The sequence below is a fragment of the Paenibacillus aceris genome, from assembly GCF_017874035.1.
Classification (GTDB): domain Bacteria; phylum Bacillota; class Bacilli; order Paenibacillales; family NBRC-103111; genus Paenibacillus_E; species Paenibacillus_E aceris.
On sequence record NZ_JAGGKV010000006.1, the window covers coordinates 19,161 to 42,102 of the forward strand.

20 protein-coding genes are annotated in these 22,942 nt (G+C 45.2%); 2 read left to right on the forward strand and 18 right to left on the reverse strand.

From position 1 onward, the window contains the following. Positions 1 to 25: 25 nt before the first annotated feature. From J2Z65_RS12840 to J2Z65_RS12890, 11 genes are all read right to left on the reverse strand, one after another. Positions 26 to 814 carry an ABC transporter permease gene (locus tag J2Z65_RS12840; RefSeq protein ID WP_167060427.1) on the reverse strand — a complete coding sequence of 263 codons (789 nt, stop codon included), beginning with the start codon at positions 812 to 814 and terminating at the stop codon, positions 26 to 28. A 17-nt stretch (positions 815 to 831) separates the two neighbouring features. Further along, positions 832 to 1,647, reverse strand: coding sequence for an ABC transporter permease (locus J2Z65_RS12845; RefSeq protein WP_167060430.1), 816 nt, complete (start codon positions 1,645 to 1,647; stop codon positions 832 to 834). After that, positions 1,644 to 2,648 carry an ABC transporter ATP-binding protein gene (locus tag J2Z65_RS12850; RefSeq protein ID WP_167060433.1) on the reverse strand — a complete coding sequence of 335 codons (1,005 nt, stop codon included), beginning with the start codon at positions 2,646 to 2,648 and terminating at the stop codon, positions 1,644 to 1,646. The genes J2Z65_RS12845 and J2Z65_RS12850 overlap by 4 nt, the downstream gene beginning before the upstream one ends. Beyond that, complete coding sequence (locus tag J2Z65_RS12855) at positions 2,641 to 3,072, reverse strand: DUF309 domain-containing protein (RefSeq protein ID WP_167060436.1); 432 nt, start codon at positions 3,070 to 3,072, stop codon at positions 2,641 to 2,643. The genes J2Z65_RS12850 and J2Z65_RS12855 overlap by 8 nt, the downstream gene beginning before the upstream one ends. 3 nt (positions 3,073 to 3,075) lie before the next feature. Then, entirely contained in the window at positions 3,076 to 3,873 is a 798-nt protein-coding gene (yjbM, locus tag J2Z65_RS12860) for a GTP diphosphokinase (RefSeq protein ID WP_167060439.1), read from the reverse strand. Positions 3,874 to 3,899: 26 nt separating this feature from the next. Continuing rightward, entirely contained in the window at positions 3,900 to 4,997 is a 1,098-nt protein-coding gene (locus J2Z65_RS12865) for a quinone-dependent dihydroorotate dehydrogenase (protein ID WP_167060442.1), read from the reverse strand. 153 nt (positions 4,998 to 5,150) lie between these two features. Beyond that, complete coding sequence (locus J2Z65_RS12870; protein WP_167060445.1) at positions 5,151 to 5,984, reverse strand: PRD domain-containing protein; 834 nt, start codon at positions 5,982 to 5,984, stop codon at positions 5,151 to 5,153. A gap of 84 nt (positions 5,985 to 6,068) precedes the next feature. Further along, entirely contained in the window at positions 6,069 to 7,517 is a 1,449-nt protein-coding gene (locus J2Z65_RS12875) for a PTS transporter subunit EIIC (protein WP_240159802.1), read from the reverse strand. A 138-nt stretch (positions 7,518 to 7,655) separates the two neighbouring features. Then, positions 7,656 to 8,495 carry a carbohydrate ABC transporter permease gene (locus tag J2Z65_RS12880; RefSeq protein ID WP_167060448.1) on the reverse strand — a complete coding sequence of 280 codons (840 nt, stop codon included), beginning with the start codon at positions 8,493 to 8,495 and terminating at the stop codon, positions 7,656 to 7,658. A gap of 45 nt (positions 8,496 to 8,540) precedes the next feature. Further along, entirely contained in the window at positions 8,541 to 9,446 is a 906-nt protein-coding gene (locus tag J2Z65_RS12885; protein WP_167060451.1) for a carbohydrate ABC transporter permease, read from the reverse strand. 87 nt (positions 9,447 to 9,533) lie between these two features. Next, positions 9,534 to 10,895, reverse strand: coding sequence for an ABC transporter substrate-binding protein (locus tag J2Z65_RS12890; protein WP_167060454.1), 1,362 nt, complete (start codon positions 10,893 to 10,895; stop codon positions 9,534 to 9,536). Positions 10,896 to 11,256: 361 nt separating this feature from the next. Between J2Z65_RS12890 and J2Z65_RS35695 the strand changes: the two genes are divergently transcribed. Continuing rightward, entirely contained in the window at positions 11,257 to 11,391 is a 135-nt protein-coding gene (locus tag J2Z65_RS35695; RefSeq protein ID WP_275691046.1) for a hypothetical protein, read from the forward strand. Between the two features lie 147 nt (positions 11,392 to 11,538). Here J2Z65_RS35695 and J2Z65_RS12895 read toward each other — a convergent pair whose 3' ends face one another. From J2Z65_RS12895 to J2Z65_RS12925, 7 genes are all read right to left on the reverse strand, one after another. Then, a complete protein-coding gene (locus tag J2Z65_RS12895; RefSeq protein WP_167060456.1) occupies positions 11,539 to 13,068 on the reverse strand; it encodes a L,D-transpeptidase family protein in 1,530 nt (509 codons plus the stop codon). Positions 13,069 to 13,193: 125 nt separating this feature from the next. Then, positions 13,194 to 14,801: a stalk domain-containing protein gene (locus tag J2Z65_RS12900; RefSeq protein ID WP_167060459.1), complete on the reverse strand. Its 1,608-nt coding sequence runs from the start codon at positions 14,799 to 14,801 to the stop codon at positions 13,194 to 13,196. Between the two features lie 32 nt (positions 14,802 to 14,833). After that, complete coding sequence (locus tag J2Z65_RS12905) at positions 14,834 to 16,900, reverse strand: FecR family protein (RefSeq protein WP_167060462.1); 2,067 nt, start codon at positions 16,898 to 16,900, stop codon at positions 14,834 to 14,836. A gap of 26 nt (positions 16,901 to 16,926) precedes the next feature. Further along, the gene (locus J2Z65_RS12910; protein WP_167060465.1) at positions 16,927 to 18,774 is read right to left on the reverse strand and encodes a CHASE2 domain-containing protein; all 1,848 of its coding nucleotides are present in this window, start codon (positions 18,772 to 18,774) and stop codon (positions 16,927 to 16,929) included. A gap of 166 nt (positions 18,775 to 18,940) precedes the next feature. Next, on the reverse strand, positions 18,941 to 19,174 hold the full coding sequence (locus J2Z65_RS12915; protein ID WP_029193460.1) for a ferredoxin: 234 nt from the start codon (positions 19,172 to 19,174) through the stop codon (positions 18,941 to 18,943). A gap of 66 nt (positions 19,175 to 19,240) precedes the next feature. Next, a complete protein-coding gene (gene mobB / locus J2Z65_RS12920) occupies positions 19,241 to 19,747 on the reverse strand; it encodes a molybdopterin-guanine dinucleotide biosynthesis protein B (protein ID WP_167060468.1) in 507 nt (168 codons plus the stop codon). Positions 19,748 to 19,754: 7 nt separating this feature from the next. Next, a complete protein-coding gene (locus J2Z65_RS12925; protein ID WP_167060471.1) occupies positions 19,755 to 21,056 on the reverse strand; it encodes a DNA polymerase IV in 1,302 nt (433 codons plus the stop codon). A 209-nt stretch (positions 21,057 to 21,265) separates the two neighbouring features. Here J2Z65_RS12925 and cimA point away from each other — a divergent pair, with 209 nt between their 5' ends. Then, complete coding sequence (gene cimA / locus J2Z65_RS12930; RefSeq protein WP_167060474.1) at positions 21,266 to 22,885, forward strand: citramalate synthase; 1,620 nt, start codon at positions 21,266 to 21,268, stop codon at positions 22,883 to 22,885. Positions 22,886 to 22,942 lie beyond the last annotated feature (57 nt).

Consider the following 22,942-nt stretch of genomic DNA (forward strand, 5'->3'; position numbering starts at 1 on the left):
AGAAGTCCCTATCCATCACTGATATTTAGCTGCTTGCACTTGTATAATGCCGCAAGGCGAATTTCCAAAGAATTCGTGTCAATCCCAAACAAACAAGCGCAATGCCTACGCTCCATGCAACCTGCCAGCCGCTGATACGTCCAATGAGAGCCGAAGCAGGGAAAGTTGTAATGAAAGCTATCGGAAAAATATACGTTAGGGTGAAGCGTAGAAAACCTTTGTAAACCGAAACCGGAAAACGTGCCGTTTCAAAAAAGGAACTAAATAAATAAGACAAATTGTCTACCTTCACAGCCCAGAAGGAGAACATCATCATGCCCATCCAAAGTGAATAAACCACGACAAGCGATGCCAAAAAAACAATTGCAAACTCCATCAGCATGAGCAAGCTAGGAATAGCCTGAAGCTGCCACAGCGCATAGGCAACCAAGGCAAGCCCGAGTACTACGTCTGATAATCGCCAGAAAACAAGATGTCTGAAGCTGATAAAAAACTGGCTGTCAACGGGCTTCGTCAAAACGAAATCCAATGTCCCTTTCCGGATGTGATTAACGAGGCGCGACATATTCGGCTGTAAAATAAATTCAATAAACCCATGAACCGCGTTGAAGATGCCCAGCAGCACAAGAACTTCATAGAAGTCCCAACCACCAATCTCTTGTGTCCGGTAAAAATATAATTGCACCGTCAATATCGCCATTACCAGCCAAAACACTGTCGATAAAACATTTGCGGCAAAATTAGCGCGATACTCAAACTCCTCAATTAAACAAGCACGCATGAATTCTCGAAATAATCGTACGTATTTCATCAACGACCTCACCACCTTTCTCATCCGCCCACAGCGCCGTATTTCTTTACGCCTTTCCTCCATAGCAAACGAAACGTTACGAACAGGATGATGAGCCAAACGGCTTGGATCGCGAAATTGTGAAGGATAGCAGGCGAACCCACCTCGATTTTGCCAACCAACAGTTCTACCGGAAAACCGACAGTTCCATAGAAGGGCAGCCATGCGGCGACTCCCTCAACCCACGATGGAAACATGCTTAATGGCGCTATCCGGCCTGCAAGAAACAGATGAATCCCCTCGTAGAGGCTGTAAATTGCCGTTGCCCGATTCGTCCAAAATGCCAGCAAACCAAACTCGAACCCAATCAGAAAACGGATGATCGAAGATAAGACAATCGCACAGAAGAACAGCATGATTATTTCCAAGGAAATATTCAGCCTTAGCATTGGGAACAAAGCTGCCGCTATCGCCCACGCCGGAATTAATAGCAACGCGAAAAACAATTTATATACGAGGTTTTGTGAAATGCTCCAATGTACGGGGTGGAACGGCCGAACGAGTTTCGTAGACAGTGATCCGTCCTGAATACTGGCGTCCAGCTCCCATACATCCCAAGTGCTTGTCAAACGATCAACCAAAAGAACGCCTAGGAAATACACCATATAATCATGTGCATTATATCCTCCTACAGCTTGATTGTTGCTTATCGACAACCAAACGGCCATTGAGACGAGCGGCTGAATAAAGGCTCCAACCATCCAAATCAGCGATTCGCTTCGGTACGCAAACATAACCGCCCACTCAACCCGAAGCAGGATACGATATTTTTGCCAAAATAGAGCCAATCCCTTCATGACCCGATGCTTCCCCCTTCGGTCTTCGCCTCAAAGGCTTGGGCGATCACCGATTCCATGGATGGATCTTCGATCGTCAAATCCAGTACGCTAAGCTTGGATAAAAGCCTTGCCGAAAGCTCGGAAACTTGATCTCTGGGCACATCCACATCGACATTTGGAAATGCATAGTGTACTAATGTTCCCATACCGTCGATAACATCCTCAAGTTCATGCTCCTGAGTTCGTTTCGCCAGTTGAAGACGAATACGCTTATTAGGCGCATACCTTTCTACCAACTGATTTATCGCTCCATCGTATAACAGGCGACCTTTGCCGATGACCAGTACCCGCTCACACAAAGCTGTAACATCCGCCATGTAATGGCTCGTGAGCAGAATCGTCGCCTTGTACTTGCGGCTGTAGTCCTGAATGAAACGACGCATCACTTCCTGCATATTCACGTCTAACCCAATTGTCGGCTCGTCGAGAAATACGATCCTGGGCCTGTGCAGAAGCGCTGCAGCCAGCTCGCATTTCATCCGCTCTCCTAGCGACAACTGTCGCACCGGCTTGCGGATAACTTCCTCCAGCTGCAAGAGATGCACCAAATCAGCCAATGTCTCTTCATAAGCTTGGTCGGGAATTTCGTAAATCACTTTATTCACAAGAAACGTCTCTGCTGCGGGAAGATCCCAGATCAGTTGGCTCTTCTGCCCCATGACCAGAGAAATCTGCTTCTTAAATTCCTTTTTATGCTGAAAAGGAACAAAACCACCAACATTCACTTCACCACCTGAAGGATGCAGCAGTCCGGTCAGTACTTTCATCGTTGTTGTTTTGCCAGCCCCATTCGGTCCGAGAAAAGCGACGATTTCACCCTCCGGGATGTAAAAAGACACATCGTCTACCGCTTTAACCGTTCGGAACTTACGGTGATACAAGCTTTTGAGCGATGCGATGAAGCCCGGTTCTCTTTCGTGGACTTGGTACCATTTGCTCAACTTGCGAACCTCAATCATGGCTGCCTTCCTCCTCGTCATGCTGGGGTGGATGCTGCTTCATTTCTTCCAGGAGCTCAACTAGTTCCGGGTCTATGAGATGGATGGTGAGATCATACGGAGCAAAGGGTTCTTCTTCAATCCGGTGGAGCTTTGTCACATACAGCTTGCTTTCTTCGATCAGACGTCCTAAATCGATTCCGAGCGAATTCGCAGGATAAGGTGCCAATTTATCCAATCCCGCGCAAAAAAGCTTAATGGAACCGCTTACGTTTCCATTCGCATGATGATAAAGGCCCACTGCAATCTGCAGTAGACCTTGATATAGAGGGCTCCGGCCTTCTTCCAGCCAAAGCTCCTCCATCACTTCATGACATTCAAAATAATCGCGCAGCTCATTAAAATAATACAAGTAAGCCACATATAAACGATCGTAAGCAGCCATAGATCAGTTTTGATCTCCTTTTTTTGCTCGGGCGATTGCGATCTCAAGATCGGAAGACAGATCACTTAAGCCATCTTCCGTTTCCCAAATCTCGTTGAATCTTAGCTGAAATTGAGCTGCTTCCCGAACTCTATGATAGAAATAAAGCTCCTGAATGTTGCTCAGTACTTTATTGACTAAATTCGAGTTATCTTCAAACATTTTCTGCGATTCAACAATTTCACCGCGAATGCTGGACATTTCCTGATCTAATAGATAAGCTGCCTCTGCCGCTTTACTCAGACGAGCCCTAACATCAGCAGGCAGTTGCTCTTTATATTTATAATTTAAGGAATGCTCAATTGTCGCCCAGAAGTTCATGGCGAGCGTTCGAATTTGCACCTCGGCCAGAATTCGTTTCATCCCTAATGCTGTCTGTACCGGATATTCAATAATAATATGAAAGCTCCGATACCCGCTAGGTTTCTTATTGGTAATATAATCTTTCTCGTAGACAATACTCATATCCTGCCGGCTGCGGATAAGTTCAGCCAGACGCTCGATGTCCGCTACAAACTGACACATAATCCGAATGCCCGCGATGTCCTCTATGCCGGATTCCAATTGATCCATCGGTACATTCAAACGCTTCGCTTTTTCCAACATGCTTGATATTTTCTTAACGCGGCCAGTTACGAATTCAATGGGGGCATATTCTTCCCTGCTTTTGAGTTCGCCGCGCAGCGTTTTAAATTTCACTTTCAACTCTTCTACCGCTTGTTCGTAAGGCAGGAGAAATTTCTTCCAGTCTCGTCCATCCATTGATTTTTCCTCCATTCCGAATGAAGTCAGTTGTGATCTGCACCGATTGCCTGGGAAATATGAGTATACCCATCTTTTTTGAGTAAATCTTGAAGCCCCTTATTAATGTTTGTAAGAATGCCAGGACCTTCATAGATTAAACCTGTATAAACTTCAACTAAGCTGGCCCCGGCCCGAATCTTGTCATAGGCGTCCCTAGCTGTGAAAATCCCGCCAGCCCCAATGATCGGCAGCTTGCCTTCCGTCAATTGATAGACGCGTCTAATGACCTCAGTGGATCGCTCTGTCAGCGGTCTTCCACTAAGCCCGCCTGCTTGCGAACGATTTGCATGAACGAGACCTGCTCTGCTAAGTGTGGTGTTCGTCGCTATTATCCCTGAAACTCCGCTGTCCTTAATCGTGTGCACGGTTAATTCAAGCTCATCGTCAGTGAGATCAGGCGCTATTTTTACGAGAACAGGCTTGCCCGTATGACCATTCTTTGTCTGTTGAAGCTGCATCTCGGCTGTAACCGCATCAAGCAATCGCTTCAAATCATTCCCATGCTGTAAATTACGCAAATCCGGCGTATTTGGTGAGCTAATATTGACGACAAAGAAGTCGCCATATGTATATAACTCCCGGATGCAAGCCCGATAATCCTCTTCGGCCTGCTCATTCGGAGTCGTTTTATTTTTACCTATGTTGATCGCTACGGGAATATCACGTTTACCTGTCTTTTGCAGGTTGTGGGCCATCTCATCCGTCCCTACATTATTGAAGCCCATCCGATTGATAAGCGCCCTGTCTTCGGGTAAACGAAATAACCGCGGCAGCTCATTGCCTGGTTGCGGCTTGGGTGTAATCGTGCCAACCTCCATGAATCCAAAGCCTAACTGAGAGAAGCCTTTCACTGCTTTTGCATTTTTGTCTAATCCTGCGGCCAAACCAACCGGATTGGCAAACTCCAGTCCCCATATACGCTGGTTCATGAGAGGTGAGTTCTGCACTCCGTACATCGATTTAAGTAACTGCGCTCCTCCTGGGAAACGAGTTACCGCACTTAGACCGTCAATGGTCAGATGATGCGCCTTCTCAGGGTCCATTCGAAACAAAATCGGTTTTGCTAACTTCTTATACAGCATGTCCTATGCACTCCGTTCTCTAATGACTCTAACAGTCAGTTTAGCTGACAATGTGCAATTATGCAATCCACTGTAAGCCTCAAACCTATTTTTCAAACAAAAAATCCCTGCTCCATAACGGTTGCAAGGGAAAGGATTACACTATGCCAAACTCTAGACTTCTGAGCGCTGAAGCAGTCGTTCCAAATGCATCGTGAGATAGCCGGTTTCGTCGTCCGGAACTTCCATTTGAAGAGCATCGCTGAGCATAAGCGACAATACTTTTGCCTTCACATAGGTGTCTCCGTACTCTTCTTTAATTTTATCAAGCAGCGTATTTTGCAGTGTCTTTCTTTGTTTAACCCGTTCAATGACACCTTTCAAATGACTGATGAACCGCAATGTGGAAAAGGAATCATCGAAGTTAAAGCCTAACTCTTTAGCCGATTCGATCGTCTTCGATACGATTCTGACAACCGCTAAGGAATCCGACGCCTGCTCCTTTTTGCGTGCACTGTTGAAATGCATCGTCAAGAAGGCAACCTCATCTTCCGGCAATTTGACATCAAGATGTTCATTGAGAAACTCGACCGACTTCTTGGCTACTTTATATTCCTCCGGGTACATATAACCAATTTCATAAGCAAATGGATTCGTGATGAAAATACCTCGTTTTTGCCGTTCTACCGCAAAATTGATATGGTCTACTAACGATGCGTGAATCGTTTCCGAGAAGTCGCCTTCCAACATGCTCTGCGCGTAAGCGATGACCTCTTCCGTGATCCCGATAATTTTCACATCAACCGCATTGAGGATTTGTTCATAATTCCTAAGCACCTCTGAGGTATGTAAAAGGAATTCTTGTGTGATTTCTGCTTCATCAATAGGCATTCCCGGTGTCTTCTTAAAGCCGATCCCCTTACCAAATGCAATCGAATTTTTCCCTGATGTCAAATGCGCCATCACCACATTGTGTGAGAGTACATGAATGATCGTCCGTTCAATCATAAGACACCTCCTAATCTTTATTTCGGGGTCCCGCAAAGTAATCGGAATAGACTTCGAAGGCATACGTCACTTTGCGCGGTAAATTTAGGCTTGTCCTGATTTGTCTTTTTGCGTGTGAAGCATAGGTTTGATACTCTCTCGAATTTGCTCTGATTCCGTACCGAATACGACGTGAACATTACCTTTTCCCAGTCGGATAACCCCGATCGCGCCAAGATCTTTGAGTTCGTTATCCATCACGAGCTTCTCTTCGTTGACGAGCAAGCGCAGCCTCGTGATGCAAGCATCAATTGAAATGATATTCGACGGCCCGCCGATATGTCTCAAAATACGAGTGGGTCGATCCTCTTTGATTTCGACAGGAGGACGATCCGCCACATCTTCCGGCACAGCCGTTTCGTCACGGCTGGATACCTTCATCGGGAAGAAATACAAATACACCCGGAACGTTACATAATAAACGAAAAAGTAACCTGCACCAACAATGAGAATGAGATATGGATTCGTTGACAAGTGCCAATTGAGTACAAAGTCGATAAAACCAGCCGAAAAACCAAAACCCATCTTCACTTGAAGGACATTCATAAGCAGCATCGAAATGCCCGTTAAGCAAGCATGTATAATATAAAGACCCGGTGCTACGAACATAAAAGCAAACTCGATCGGTTCCGTTACACCTGTTAAGAAACTGGTCAAACCGGCGCTCAGCAGAACTGGAACTACCAGCTGTTTATTGACTGACGCTGAACTTTTAATCAAAGCCATGGCTGCAGCAGGAAGACCAAACATAATCACGGGATAAAATCCTGTCATGAACATGCCCGCTTCCGGATCACCCGCGAAAAATCGGGAGATGTCGCCATGTACGATTTTACCTGTTGCTGTTGTATAATCCCCAATTTGAAACCAGGCGATATTGTTAATAATGTGGTGCAAGCCCGTAGGAATCAACAAACGATTCATGATCCCGTAGATGAGGACGCCGATATTTCCATTATCTACAATCCATAAACCAAAAACGCTAATCGCTCTTTGCACCGGGGGCCATATGGAACCCATCAGCAGCCCTAGAAAAACCATCGCCATAGCAGTCAGCAGAGGAACAAACCGCTTTCCGCCGAAAAAGCCTAATGCCCGGGGCAATTGAATATGCTGGAACTTGTTAAAAAACGTCGCGGACAGCACACCGACGAGCATGCCGCCAAATACGCCCATATCCAAGCGCTCCGCCGAATCGGTACCGACATGAAATAGCTGCAATACATTGTTAAACACGAGATAGCCTACCGTAGCTGCCAGTGCTGCAATCCCGTCTCCGGACGTCAACCCGATGGCAATACCAATCGCAAAGATTAATGGCAAATTATCAAATATCGCACTTCCGCCCGACTCAAAAATATGAGCCACCTGCATAAGAAAAGGATCGCTAAACGTCATTTTGCCTATACGTAAAAGAATGGATGCCGCCGGCAGCACCGCAATCGGAATCATTAAAGAACGTCCCATTTTCTGCAATAAATACATGGATCTCATATCAAGTCACCTATTAAGCCCACAAGTTTGGCCGTTTCTTGTTTGCTCTTTCCTATCCCAATTATAGTAGAAAGAACACCCTCCCGAAAGGATAAAATCCTCTAGGTTAAGGTGTTTTTTCTATGCAACAGTATACGGTTATTTCACCGCTCCAGCCGTTATCCCGCTTGCGATTTGGCGCTGGAAGATGATATAGACAATCAGCGTTGGAAGCGTTGTAATCAGTAAGCCTGCAAACAAAGGTCCCCACTCAACGCGATATTGCATTTCTGCCTGCATAACGGCAAGACCGATCGGAAGCGTGTACTTCGTTGGTTCATTTGTCAAAACAACTCCCAAGAAGTACTCGTTCCAGTTATTCAGCATATTCGTTATCATAACCGTAATTAGGCCGGGTTGCGACAATGGCAGCATAACGCGGAAGAATGTTCCATAGTGGGATGTGCCGTCGATGATAGCCGCCTCTTCAATTTCTTTTGGCAGCGATTTGTAGAAGCCAACCAGCAGGAAGATCCCGAATGGCAGGTTTAGTGCGGCATAGACAAGAATTAAGCCCAGCCACGTATTAATTAATTGCAAATCATTCAGTAAGAAGAACAGCGGAATCAAAGCAAGAGCGAACGGAATCATCATCGAGGAGATGTAGATCGTAAAAATGATTTTATTCCCTTTAAAATCATATCTAGCTAAGATATACGCTGTCATTGCTGCAAGAATCATACCGAGCAGGGTACTACCAGCCGTAACAACAATTGAATTTAAGAAATAAGTGCTAAAGTTATATTTGCTCCAAACATAGGAGAAGTTTGACCACAGCAGCGGGAACTTAGGCAGCGCCCATGGGGCGTTCAGGAAAAATTGTTCATTATTTTTAAGGGCATCGAGCAGCGTCCATAGTAATGGATACAGAACGGCAACGCTCCAAATTAAAAGAATGATCCAGACAAACGTTTTGGCTAACGGATTTTTGATCTCCATACGATGGTTCCCCTCCTTCAGAATCTTTCTGTTTCTAAGATGACCTTAATGCATTTCGATGGTTTCTTGGCGCATAACACGCTGCAGAATTAGGGTTGTGATCAATGAGACGATTAAGATCATGACACCGATCGCCGCTCCATAACCGAAATGATATTGTTGAAAAGCCATCCGATACAGGTAAGATCCCATCACTTGGGTTGTATTATCAGGCTGTCCGCCGTTCGTCATTAGCTGAACAATTACGAAGGAACCGTTTAGTGTCGTGATAACAATGTTAACAACAGAAACCTTAATTTGCTCCCAAATAAGCGGCATCGTAATGTTGCGGAATTGCGACCATTGACCGGCTCCATCTATATTAGCTGCTTCAAAATAAGAAGCAGGAATATTCACGATTGCAGCAATCATCAAGATCATGTAGAAACCGATACCTGCCCAAATTGTTGGCGGCAGTAACATCCAAATCGTATGCTGAGGAAAGCCTAACCAAGTAATATCAACTTTTTCACCTGTAAACAGTGACAAGAATGCATTCAGGAATCCAATCTGCGGATTGTAGATGAAATTCCAGAGAACACCGATAACAACGACCGAGATAACATTGGGGATAAAAAAAATGGCTCGGAAAAAGCCGGAACCTTTTACTCTGAAGCGTGTCAATGCAACCGCGAAGAACGTTGCCAGAATCATAATGCCGATTACTTTTCCTACGACTAAGAAATAGTCATTCCCAATGGCTCTAAGGATAATTGGGTCTTTAAATAACTCTTTGAAATTGTCAAAACCGATAAACGCGCTGTTCTCCGACATACCTGACCAATCATAGAATGACTTCTGCAAGGCCTGTATAACAGGGTAGATCGTAAATACGCAGAAGAACAAAAAAGTCGGAATGATGAATGAAGCGATGAACATATTCCTTTTCCACACTTTTGACTTGGCCTTCATTCTATCCTCACCGTCCTATCATTAAAATGGCGGAGAACGCCTAGGGCACTTAGCCTTATTTGTTCTCCGCACTACCTCATTCAGTTCCTATTTCTTCTGCTTAGCTACGACATCAGTAACACGTTTTACCCACTCTTCAGGTGTGATTGTTCCGATTGTCAACGCAACGCTCGCATCTTGCATAGCTTTGTCAACGTCTGCTGCGAAGGAAACCGTAGGTACAACCACTGTGTCAGGTGAAGACAAGAATTTTGCAGCGTCTTTAACGAAGTTAGGTGCTTTGGAGGAAGAGATATCACCTTTAACGTTCGAAGGAGCACCGCTCAGCTCAGCCCATTGGGAAGCTTGCGTTTTGGAGAATACGAACTGCATGAATGCTTTGGCAGCATCTTTGTTTTTCGCTTTTTTCGCGATTGCAAAAGTCGCTGTGGACGTGTTCGCAACAACTTTTCCACCTTTATCTTGCGTGATGGAAGGGATGAATCCAAAGTCGAAGGAAGCTGGAACGTCTTTCGCCATTTCGTTTGGCAGCCACAGACCATTCGGGATGAAAGCGTCTTTGTGCTGCAGGAACAAGGATTGGGAATCCGTGTGGTTGATTTGTACGGATGCTTTGTCGATGAATCCTTTATCACGCAGTTGAACGATTTTGTTCAGACCTTTGATAATAGCTGGGTTTTTCCAAGCTTCAAGATTGTTGGTGGACATATCTTGCAGCAATTTGTAGTCATTGTTATTTGCAGATACGATTGCAGGGAATAGTACAGCACCATTGATGTAGTAAGGGTATTTACCTGTATGAATGAAAGGATTAATGCCTGCAGCTTTAATTTTCTCACTTACAGCCAGGAAATCTTCAAAGTCTTTAGGCTCTGCCCAAGCTTTTTCTTTGAATAGGGCTTTATCGTAGAAAATACCCCATGAGCTCATGACGAATGGAACGTTATAGATTTTGCCGTCAAACTCTTGCGGTTTTTGAGCAAGCAAATCCATAATTTTATCGCCGTCAACGTTTTTCGCGTCTTTAATCCAGTCTGTCAAATCTTCAAGCTGACCGTCTGTCACCATTTGGCGATCAAACAATTCAGGTCCGTCGATATATACGAAATCAGGTGGGTTACCAGCGATCCAACGGGGTTTCATTTGTTCGTTGATTTTTGGTCCCGCACTTTCTTTAATTTTCAGATCTGGATTTGCTGCTTGGAAATCAGCAATAACTTTTTTCCACCATTTGTCGCCATAGCCGCCGACAAAGTATTGGATTTCAAAATCACCTGTTAATTTTTTTGCTGCTGCCGCAGTTGGCGCAGCGCTTGCAGCGGCGGCGGTTGGTGCAACGCTCGCAGCTGGTTTTGTCGTTTCTGCCGGAGTAGCGGACTTACCGCAGCCTGCTGCTACAAGTATCATGGATGCAGCCAAGCCCATTGTTGACCATTTTTTCATGTTCATGTGTTCATCTTCTCCCTTTTTTAATAAATCTGTTTGATATTTGGAGTAGCGAATTCCCGGTTTAACATACTTCCGTTGTTTGTGCTACCAACCCCTTTCAAGTCTTGGAAAACAAATAAAAGGGCATAGTTATAGAAGAAAACTTGCGTTCTTCTAATAACTAATGCCCTTACGGTAACATGTTATTAAAACTGACATATTTAATTGTTTTTCTTGCTTCGTGTGATTAAATATTACAATAAATTGACATGAACGTCAATACATGAATTTAAAATTTCCTTTGGTCCACCATATTCTATGATCGACCATACTTGTGATATGATAGATCATATCGTTTAATTCTACGAAAAGGGTGATTCCTATGTCCAAACGCAAACCAGCAGCCGTTAATCGAAGAGCCAAAGAGGAAGTTAATAAGAAAGCTATCATTTGGACAGGCGCCGTCTTTCTTGTTATCATCCTAGCCATGACATTACTGCTCATTTTGAACAAATGATCTCAAATGAAATGATTGAAATCGTCGCATTTTGAATTGTAATCGCTTTCTCAATGAATGTCAATACAAATTCTAAGCGTTTTCACTGTGTATCAAAAAACGGGCCCGAATAATATTCAGGCCCCTTTTCCTTTGACTTATCCGTATCTAATCCAACCACTTATATTTCTTGCCTGGATTGCTGTCATTCGTCTGCAGAGGAAGCACGAAAGATTGTTCCGGCATTCCTCTGCCCGCACCGCTCCCCAGATCTCCACCGTCTGGACCCGATTGAGGCAGTATCCCCTTGCCAATGGTAACTTTCGTTTGATGTGTCACCATGTTATAGAGCTCTTCGATATCTGCTTGCTGCATTCTCACACAGCCGTGCGACTCGTCTTTTCCGATACTCGAAGGCTTATTCGTGCCATGAATGGCATAAAGCGTGTCGGACAACGTCATCCCGCGACTTCCAAACTCACCGTTCGATTTCCCATTCGGATTGCGAACCTTTTCGCTAATGATGAAGTCACCCAGCGGCGTTTTCTCTCCGCCTAGCCCAACAGGATAGCTGCGGATAATCATATCGCCGCTGATAAGTGCTAAGAGATGTTTCTCCGTATCTATCACGATTCTGAGCGGTTCACGCAATGGATCTGTCGAAGCCATTGGTTGCGAACTGCTTGGCACAGCGTTCTCTTTGCCCTCTTGCTGGGACTGAGCAATTTCTTCGAATTGCTTCGTCCCCTGTTGTGATTGATCCGCTTTAGCGATTTCTGCTTTAAGCGTACTGAGCGCTTGCGGAAACAGTTCCTGCATCTCCGCTGTGAGTCCTGGGAGCAGATTATCCGGGTATGGCCTCGCTAACTGATCTGGTTTCTCGGGCATCGATCCCGTCTTTTGCTGATAAGCCTCCATGGCGCTTTGCAGCACAATCGCCCGCTCCCGCTCACGCATCCACTGATCAATGACCGGGACGAGTGCTGAGCTATCGGCAGCCTGACAGGAGCAAATTTGCGATTGATAGTACTTTAATGCCGCGGAACTCCCGCCTCCTTCAGTCGTAACGCCAAGCAGCGGATTCACCGATTTGTTCCACTCCGTCCATTTACCGTCTGCGCTTCGCGGCGCTTGCATGATGACTGATTCCCCAGTACCTGACCCGGATGATGTAAGGACTTGTTGTAGCTTTTCCCCCCAATCACCCTCTGAGAAATAAAGTTTTGTCCCTGCCGGTCCTTCCTGCTTCACAGGCGTCTGAACGGTAGGTGTCGAACTTGCATATGGTCTCGCTTTGCCAACCCCATCAGATACTTTCTGATTCGCGGAATCTATCGCTGCCGGAACAGCTAGAAGAAGCAAAATAACCAATAAAGGCATCCATTTTCCTGCGCCCTTCATTCTGCTCTTTGATGCAGGCTCGCTGAGATCCTTAAGGGTCACTGTAGGGTAGGATGGAAGCGGACCCTCAATCGTTATTTTCTGGCGTTCAAAAGCCTCATAGATCTCCCCAGACTGCGCAAAACAGTAAGCCGCCTTGCCTTCTTTCCCCTGCGCCGCGTATTCCCGGCCTAACAAATACCAAGCCATTTTATGATCGGGATGTTCTTTCACGTATTTTTTGAGATACTGCGGATCTTCGATCGGATTATGCTGAAAAAAGCGTTCCAGTTGGTCATGATGATTCTTGTTTTTCAACCCAGACACCTCCTCCTCACGACTCGAGACTGACTACCTCTGATTTATCGGCATAAGGCGCTTGGAGTTGAAGCTGTAAAATAAAACGAGCCTGACAAAGATTTCCTCTGCCAGACTCATTATGTTTACTTTACAAAAGATTTTATACGCAAAATCGCTGTTTGCGTATCGGCGTCCCACTGAACATCCAACCCGATCTGTTCCGCGAAGAAACGAATCGGCACATACGTGCGGTCCTGCTTCACATATGGCGCAACATCCGTAACTTGCTTGACCTCCGCTTGTCCTGTCTGCTTTCGAACGACACCCGTATCATCAATCGTCAATTCGACTGTCGTGTCGCCTTTGATTAGCTGTACAACCTTTTTACCCGAGCGCTCTGCATATTTGACTTCAAAGCCAAAGGTTTCACCGATAGCGCGAACGGGAACCATCGTCCGTCCGTTTTCAATTTCAGGTTGAGCATCGAAGGAAATCACTTTCCCTCCATTTACGACCTTAATTCCCTGACTTGCTAAATCTGCAGGCAAATGATAAGGCGCTATTTTGCGAATTTTGTTGTTCGAAGAGTCTGCAACGACGATATTGCCTTGAGCTGTCACAAGAACATCGCTAGGGTTGTAAAATTCAGCTGCCCGTTCCACACCGTCGGCCTCGCCCGTTTGAACAGTTCCGGAGATCGTTGTCACCTTGCCGTCCAACAAATACCGAATTGCATGATTTAAACTATCTGCAATCAATACCCCGCCCTCAGAGGTCACAGTGAGCCCTTTTGGAAAGTCAAACTTAGCATTTGACGCCTCACCATCGGCATAATCGCCGCCTGCGTACAGCTCACTTTTCCCATAGATCGCGCTGCTAGGAGAGCCGGCAACAGTCTTCACCGTTCCTGCTTGCAAATCGATATACCGGATAAGTTGATTACCCGTATCACTTACATATAGGTTGCCTTTGCTGTCCAATGCCAAACCGGAAGGTTCGTTGAACTTGGCCGCGGTCAAATTGCCGTCTTGGAATTCGCCTGCGGAAGAAGCTTTGCCGGGACGAATTTCAACCACCCGGGTTGAAGCCGCGTTCAGCGTCGACACCGTACCATCCGTTGCAATCTTACGAATCACATGATTGAGCGAATCCGCGACATACACAAATCCGTCGGCCGTTACCGCAATATCGCTCGGACGATTAAAGCTTGCATCCGCACCTTTCCCATCCTTGTTGCCTGGAACGCCATTTCCCGCTATCGTGGTGACTTGTCCGTTCGTGTCCACTTTTCGAATCGCGTTATTTCCCGAATCGGCTACATATAAGTTCCCCTTACCATCTACTGCCAAGCCCGTTGGCTCGTTAAAGAAAGATTGAGACGCTTTACCGTCAAGAAGCCCCCCCGTCGGGAACCCTTGGCTATTTTTCGTCACCACGATCTCCGGACCAGCGAACGTCGTGACATTGCCTCCTGCAACTTTACGAATGAGATGATTGCGGGTATCAGCAATGAGAATGCTCCCGTCCTGCATCTGCACGACACCGCCTGGAGCACGGAAGCCCGCTTTTATCGCATCTCCGTTTATATCTTCAAAATCACCGATTCCCACAAGCGTAGAGACATCGGACATGATTTGCCCGTTGCTCGAAAGCAGCGCATCCGCCGATAATCCCGCCGCCCATGCCGATGAACCTCCTAGTATGGTTGCAACCGCTAAAGAGGAAACGAGTATATATTTTAAGGGTTTCATAGGTTTCTCCTTTTAAGATGATGAACTGAGGATCAGACTCTGGAATTCGGCAAATTCACGATAATTTCCGGATTCCCAGTAAACTCCACTTTTTGTGCGTCGGAACCATTTTTATGAATAATAATAACTTTCTCAACTTTAATTGTGTAAGGAGCTGTGCCTATTTGCGTAGACTGACCGTACATTGGGATTGTGACTAAATTTTTCTTCCCATTTACTTCAATATTCGTAGCAGAGCCAAAATTTGTTACAGCATACACAAGCTCGTTTTGTGTTCCATTGGAAAATTGTTTCATATAATCTGCACTTGTGGCAGGATCAAATATGTCTGAATTGCTTACCCAAGAATTTTCATCATTGTAATTTATATTCGCACCATAAGTGAAGTGCAGCTCTACGCCGTAAACGGAGTTGTCACCAACAAAATCGCTTAAATCCACATTCAAATTAAAATCCCCCAGGTTACCCACTTCACCATGGCTTAAACTGAATTTCGGTGATGGAACACCCGGATTGCTAAACTTGATTGCAAATTCACCCGATTTTACATCTGCAACGGCTCCAGCAATTTTCTCTTTGGCGATCGTGACAAAAACATTGGTTACATCATTGTCAGATGAATGTGCGGCAGCCTTACCATTAAAGGTAATCGTAATCTTATTATTACTATTGCGAAGTACTGAAGCCGTCAATCCTTCCGGCAGATGATTAACCGTAACACCAGTGCTCATATCTTGATCATATATGCCATTTGCCAGTGTAATCACTTGTGTAGCGCCGATACTGCCATCATTCGCTGGCGATTCTTCAATAACCGGACTTTCTACTGTCAATGTTGGTGGCGTTGTTGGTGATGTTGGTGTCGAAGAGTCTGACCCCGATCCAGTACTACCGGATACCGGAGGCTTCGAAGCGTTCTCTAGATTCCGCTTGGCTTCCTCTATCTGTTTATTCTTTTCTTCAACTAATTTAATCTGTGCTTCCAGCTGCTTCTTAAGTTCAGCTTCCTTTTTCTCGCGTTCAAGCTTATTTTTCAGCTTTTCAGCTTCAAGCTTCTTCAACTGCTCTTGCTTTGCTTTCTCTTTCTCCGTATCAATACCTGCTGTTTTATCTAAATCTTTGACTTTGCTTAAATCTAGTTTTCTGGTTTGATCCGAAATCTTTTTATTCGCTTCATCTATAAGTTTGTCCATCGAAAGGCGATCGATCTTGTTTTCTGTCAACGCTTTTTTGGCAATATTTCCGACAAGATTGTCGAAATTTTGTTTCACCTTATCGAGCTCTTCTTTGCTCTTCACAAACAAAGTCGGGTCATCGGTTACTTGGCCTGCAGCAAGTTCTTTCTCTTTTTGCGCAATAAACTCATCGTTTTCTTTATCGATTTCCGCTTTATTTCGAATGAACTCTTCAATGACTTCCGGAGATGCCTGATGAATGAAATCATCCAAATCAATGAAATCTACTTTCAGCGACAAATCCTGTGTTTCATCCCTGGAATCTAGTGAAATTTGTTGTGTTGGGTACAAGTATGTAACCCTCGTCTCCTGCTCGGATTCCGCGCCGGTCGTTACGGTAGATGCAGAAACCTTTCCAGCTCCAACCCCCATCTTGATTGATCCTGTTACCGGATCGACCATTACAAAGAACTGTGTCCCCCGTACCCCCATAACGGCCGTCGGCGTTTCAACTTCAAATTCATCATTAGAACCTGCTAATGACTTCACTTTAACCCATAAGGAACCGGCCCAAACTTTCAGTTTGGACTTCTTGTTCCCATTCGAAGAATTCAGGTCGGACACATTGACTTCGGCATTTTCGCCTAAGGTAACATCAGCATCTCCATTGCTCAAGTTAAGCGTCACAGATGAGTCAGCACCTGTATAGACAGTATCCCCTTGATTTAAACTCATATTTTCATATGCATCGTATGACTTGGAACCTCCGCCTTTCTTGACGGTTACATCTCCGGATAATGACGCTACTACTGCCACACGAACGGTTTTGGCGTCGGCAGGCTTTGCAAGAAGCCCTGAGATTAAACTAAATACCAAACTTAAGCTTAGACATAATGAGATAAATGATTTCTTGGACATCCCCATCCTGATTTCCTCCCCAGTATCCATCCTTAAAGATTCCCGATCACTTCGTACACCGCAACGGGTTTTTCTTTTCCTTTAACCTTGATCTCGCCGATTGACTCAATCACGAAAAGGTTTTTAACACGCTCATATGTCTGCTCGCTAATAAGAATTTGACCGGGCTTAGCGTTAGATTCCAGCCGTGCCGACAAATTCACCGTATCACCGATAGCTGTGTAATCCAGTCGCAGATCTTCCGACCCGATATTCCCGACAACTGCGGGTCCGCTGTTTATACCAAGTCCGAACTTAACGCCGATTCCGTACTTTTCGATCAATTTCTGTTCCAGCACATTCGCCTGCGCCTTCATCTCAATCGCTGCGCGAACAGCCATCTCCGGATGATTGTCATATTCAATAGGTGCACCGAACATTGCCATAACACCATCCCCTATGAATTTGTCGAGGGTACCATTAAATTTGAAAATAGCCTTCGTACATACATCCAAATACTCGTTCAAAACTTGAATAACCTGCTCAGGTTCCAACCGCTCAGACATCGGTGTAAACCCGCGAATATCGACGAAGATTAGAGAAATATCCTTGCGGCTGCCCCCAAGCTTAACGTCCTCTCCGGATTGAAGCAATTCATCCACGACAGACTTGGAAACAAACCTGCCGAAAATACCTGTTACCCGATTGCGCTCCTTGCGCTCCTCTAAGTAATGACTTACTAATGACCATATGTAAATAGTAACTAAAGCAAATTGCGGATACACAAGCGGGGCAAACGTGGATCCTGCAATATAGAAGGTTAGCCAAACGCCTCCATAGAAGATGAACATGCCTATGAAAATAAATAGCGCCGTCTTTCCTCTGAATCTCTCGAATAAGAACATAGCTAGTAACGAAACCAAAAGAATAAGACCAATACCTGCCGTCTTACTCATATCTTTGTAAAATTTGCTTTCCAGCAAGGTTTGAATCATGTTGGCATGTATTTCAATCCCAAACATCTTAACAGAGCTGATGGGTGTAGGATATTCGTCCTGCATCGCCGTTACAAAGGGCCCAACCAGTACTATGCTTCCCTGCAGAGGCAAAGGATTTTTACTATTAAGAACATCTACGAATGAAAGCATTTCGTAGCCGGTAGTTGCATCCACTTTCTGCCTGGGCAGCGTGAAAAACTCAGTGGTTACTTGATTTCTATCATTCGTTGGCAGAATGACAGTGCCTCGTTTCCATTCCCCTGTCGCTTCATCTCTCTTCACTTTCTCTTTATCGTCGAGAACTAGATTAGCAAGTGCGACACTGAACGCTGGTATGTAAGACCCATTCTCATCCGGCAGCCCAACAGGCAATTTGCGTGCTTTCCCATCTTTGTCAACAAATACATTAATATGCGCCATTTGCTGTCTGCTGGTGGTTAAGGTTGAAGTTGGATAGTCGACTTTCTCAGGCACTAAATCTCCTGCTTGCTGTTGTTTGGAGGGATAATTAATTTGGATGGGCAGGATGACGTTGTGGTATTTGGCTAAGACATCAGCCAAAGCTTTATCATCGGCGGGGTTTTTCGAAGGTTCGGCCAAGACCACATCTATACCGATAGCTGCTGCGCCGGACTGCTCCAGCTTTTCAATCAATTGCGCATACGTTGTACGGTCCCACGGGAACTTTCCGATGGCTTTTAAAGACTTCTCATCAATCTTGACAATTTTGATCCGATCCTCAGGTTGTCGTTCGTCAACTGATTTAGCTTTTCGCAGCACATCTTGAAGGGGCCCCTCGACAAAATAAAATAATCCGCTGGAATTCACCGTGTAGAAATATGTCGATAACAACAAGAGAACAAGTCCTGCTGCTAGCGTCCTGATCCATTTCTTTTTACCCATAAGAGCCTCCCTTATGTATACTAGCTTCATTGTAAGATGGAGGAAAACAAATGGCAATGATATATTACAATAAATACAAATTGTCGCAAAAAAAAAAGCCCAGTTCCTTGGACAGGAACCGAGCTTTTTCGACATTTCGCGGATGACTCCGCAAATTTTGGTATGATTAGTTAAAAGGTGTATCCGCAACTTTGATGGAGTCTGTTGGGCAGCCATCTTGTGCATCCTGCAGATCATCAAACAGATCTTCAGGGATTTCAGTTACCCCTTTGTTGCCGTCTCCATCAAAAATCACTTCCGCCAAGCCCTCATCATCGTAATCATAGATGTCTGGTGCTGTAGCTCCGCAAGCGCCACAAGCAATGCAAGTATCTTTATCAACGAATGTATACTTTGCCATAGTTTAACTCCTCCTCAATTTATCCTCATTGTAAAATATAATATAAATGAGGACAAAGTTCAAACCTTAAAATTGTTCTCCCTTAAAATACCTTTCAATAAAGTCCGCTAGACCAACAACGTCATTTAAATGAAAACTGGGTAGGGTTGATAAATGTGAATCTAGCACCTCCAAATGCGTTGCAATCGCAACGGGTTCCTGCTCGAGAGCTTGAATAATTGCACTCTGCTCCATTGTACGATAAACAGCGATCTTTGGATGCTTTTCCCGCTTGAATCCTTCAATAAAAACATAATCCAGATGTCCAAAAGCACTGATCTGCTCTTGCAAATCCGGATTCCGCTTTTTCTCATAAATATGAATGGACTCAAGTGAGATCGTAACAACTGCTTCTGCACCGGATTGCGCAAAAATTGTAGAATCCGCACCTGATGCCTCTTTATAATGTCCATGCGCATCATGTTTCATGACAGCAACCTGCTTGCCGCGACGCTTCATCTCCACAACCAGTTTGGCGATCAGTGTCGTTTTGCCGCTGCCCGAATAACCGGCAAAGCCCATACAATGTGCCATATGCTCCTCACTTCTCCTCTTCTTGATGAAGGGGATTATTTTTTAAATGGTCCATTTGCAAAGAAGTCCCTCTCGCCTTATGATTTCTGATAAATGCCGAAGGATCGTCACTCATCATCCCTGCGGTCAATATCGCATTCTCCCCAAATTTGTCCCGCAGTCCATCCATAATCTTATTTAGATTTTCGCGTTTGGGCTGCTTTTCATAGTCAAATAAATCAAGCTGCACGAACGTCTCTTCCTTGCTGGTCAAATTTTGCAGCGTAATTCCCAACAGCCTGACAGGGTTTCCATCCTCCCACTGATGATCATAGAGCTGACAGGAGGTTCTATAAATATCATCCATATGTTCCGTCGGTGTTGGCAAGGTAACGGAACGCGTAATCGTCCTCATTTCTGGATCACGTATCGTAATTTGGATGGTGGACGCCATCAAATCCTGCTTGCGAAGCCTTCGGGCAACCTGATCGGCAAGATTCAAGAAAACGCGATGGATCTCTTTTCTTTCTATATAATCCCGCGGCAGTGTGGTCGTATGACCGATAGATTTGCTTTGTTCTTGCTCAGGATTAACAGGTGAGTTGTCGATGCCGTTAGCCGAACGCTTTAAATGCGGCCCCATAACCCCAAAAAATTTACTAAGTAATGCCTCGTCGCCATTCGCTAATTGACCTATTGTATGAATGCCAAGCTTTGTTAGCTTATCAGCCGTCTTTTTACCGATCCCATACAAATAGTTGCACGGCTGGTCCCATAAGACAGCAGGTACATCACGCAAGCGCAAAACAGAAATACCATTCGGTTTTTTCATATCTGAGCCCATTTTGGCTAACAATTTATTAGGCGCTACACCAATGGAGCAGGGCAGCTTCAGTTCCTTCATAATACGTTGTTGAATTGTTCCAGCGATTTCAAGGGGTGTGCCAAACTGCTTGGAGCCCGTGATATCTACGAAGCATTCATCAATAGACATAGATTCAACCATTGGCGAATAACTATAAGCAATTTGCATAAAATGCCGGGAAAAGCTGCGATACAATTCAAAATCCGGACGGATAAGAATCAAATCCGGACAAATTTTCATCGCCTGTCTAACCTGCATGCCGGTCTTAATCCCTACGGATCGTGCAGCATAAGATGAAGTAACGATAATCCCTTTGCGTAGTTCGACACTGCCTGCAACTGCAATTGGTTTCCCTTTATATATGTCTGGCTCAACAGCCTCATGTACCGAACAATAGAATGCATTCATATCGATGTGCAAAATGACTCTGCCTTGCTTGGGATAATGATGCTCGACCGTCGCCATTTCACAATCCCTCCACGTTCAAAACCTAGAATAGAGCCTTTTTCAGCATACAAAAAAATATTGTTTCAAGCAAACGCATTTTTGCGTTATGATGTCTTTACCCGAAACATTATGATATAATTGTAAATTATACATTAGCGCTTTAAAGCAAGCATACTAACCTGCACACAATCACCATGTCACTTTGCTAGCTTTTGAAGGAGGAACCCATGCCAACATCAGTGAAAATCTTCGACACCACATTAAGAGACGGAACTCAGGGAGAAGGCATCAGCCTATCCGTTGAGGATAAAATTAAAATAGCCCGCAAGCTCGATGAGCTTGGGGTTCATTATATTGAAGGCGGATGGCCGGGCAGCAACAGCAAAGATATCGAATTCTTTGAGCGCGTTCGTGACATGAAGTTCAACAACGCAAAAATCACTGCCTTCGGAAGTACAAGACGCAAAGACTCCATCGCTTCGGATGACATAAATCTGAACAGACTTGTCGAGTCGGGCGCGCAGGTAGCAACCATTTTCGGGAAGTCCTGGGACTTCCATGTTCATACCGCCATTCAAACGACACTTGAAGAAAACCTGGCGATGATTTACGACTCCGTTCTTTATTTGAAGAGCTGCGGCTTAGAAGTTATTTATGACGCGGAGCATTTCTTTGACGGTTACAAAAACAATCCTGATTACGCCTTGCAAACAATCACCAAAGCCCAGGATGCCGGCGCGGACTGGATCGTGCTGTGTGATACGAACGGAGGCTCGCTCCCTGGCGAAGTAACGGCTATCGTGACAGCGGTAAAGCAGCATGTTTCGACGCCTGTCGGCATTCATGCACATAACGATTGCGAATTAGGCGTAGCTAACAGCCTTGCCGCCGTTCAAGCGGGTGCCGGACAAGTCCAAGGCACGATTAACGGCTATGGCGAACGTTGCGGAAATGCCAACTTGAGTTCAATCATCCCTAACCTGCAGTTGAAACTGGGTTATCATGTCATCTCCGAAGAGCAGTTGAAATCGCTAACGCCGGTATCGAGATATATCAGCGAAATCGCCAACATGCATATGCCGATCAATCAGCCTTATGTCGGTAATGCGGCTTTTGCCCACAAAGGCGGCATTCACGTTTCTGCGATTCTTAAGGATGCGAGCACTTACGAGCACACCAAGCCTGAGCTTGTAGGTAACAAACAACGCGTTCTTGTATCTGAACTTGCGGGCCAAAGCAATGTGCTTGTCAAAGCCCAAGAGCTGAACTTAGACTTCAATAAAGAACATCAGAAAACCAAAGAAGTAATCGAAAAGATTAAAGATCTCGAACATCAAGGCTACCAATTCGAGGGAGCTGACGCAACACTGGAGCTTTTGCTGCGCGAAGCCTTCGAAGGACTTGAAGAGATTTTCACATTAGAGTCATTCAAAATGCTCGTTGAGAAATCAGCGAATCATTCCGTCGCGTCCGAAGCCATCGTCAAGGTTAAGGTTCACGGCGAAACGATCTACACCGCGGCAGAAGGAAACGGTCCACTCAATGCCTTGGATAATGCTTTACGTAAAGCGCTCCTGCAATATTATCCGGATATCAAGAACGTCCACCTTTCGGACTATAAAGTTCGTGTCCTAGACGAGAAAGGCGCTACCGCCGGTAAAGTTCGTGTTTTGATGGAAACGACAGATTTCAACACTACTTGGAACACACTCGGGGTGTCCAGCAACATCATCGAAGCCAGCTGGTATGCGCTCGTGGATAGCTTGCGTTATGCGCTCATCGGCAGACAACGCGTGGAGCCAGCCAACAAAGAGCAGAACGAGCGGCTCGGTTTAATCAATCACTAGCATTTTTCAACAAAATAAAAGCTGTAAGTTCAGCCCATGAGGCCAACTTGCAGCTTT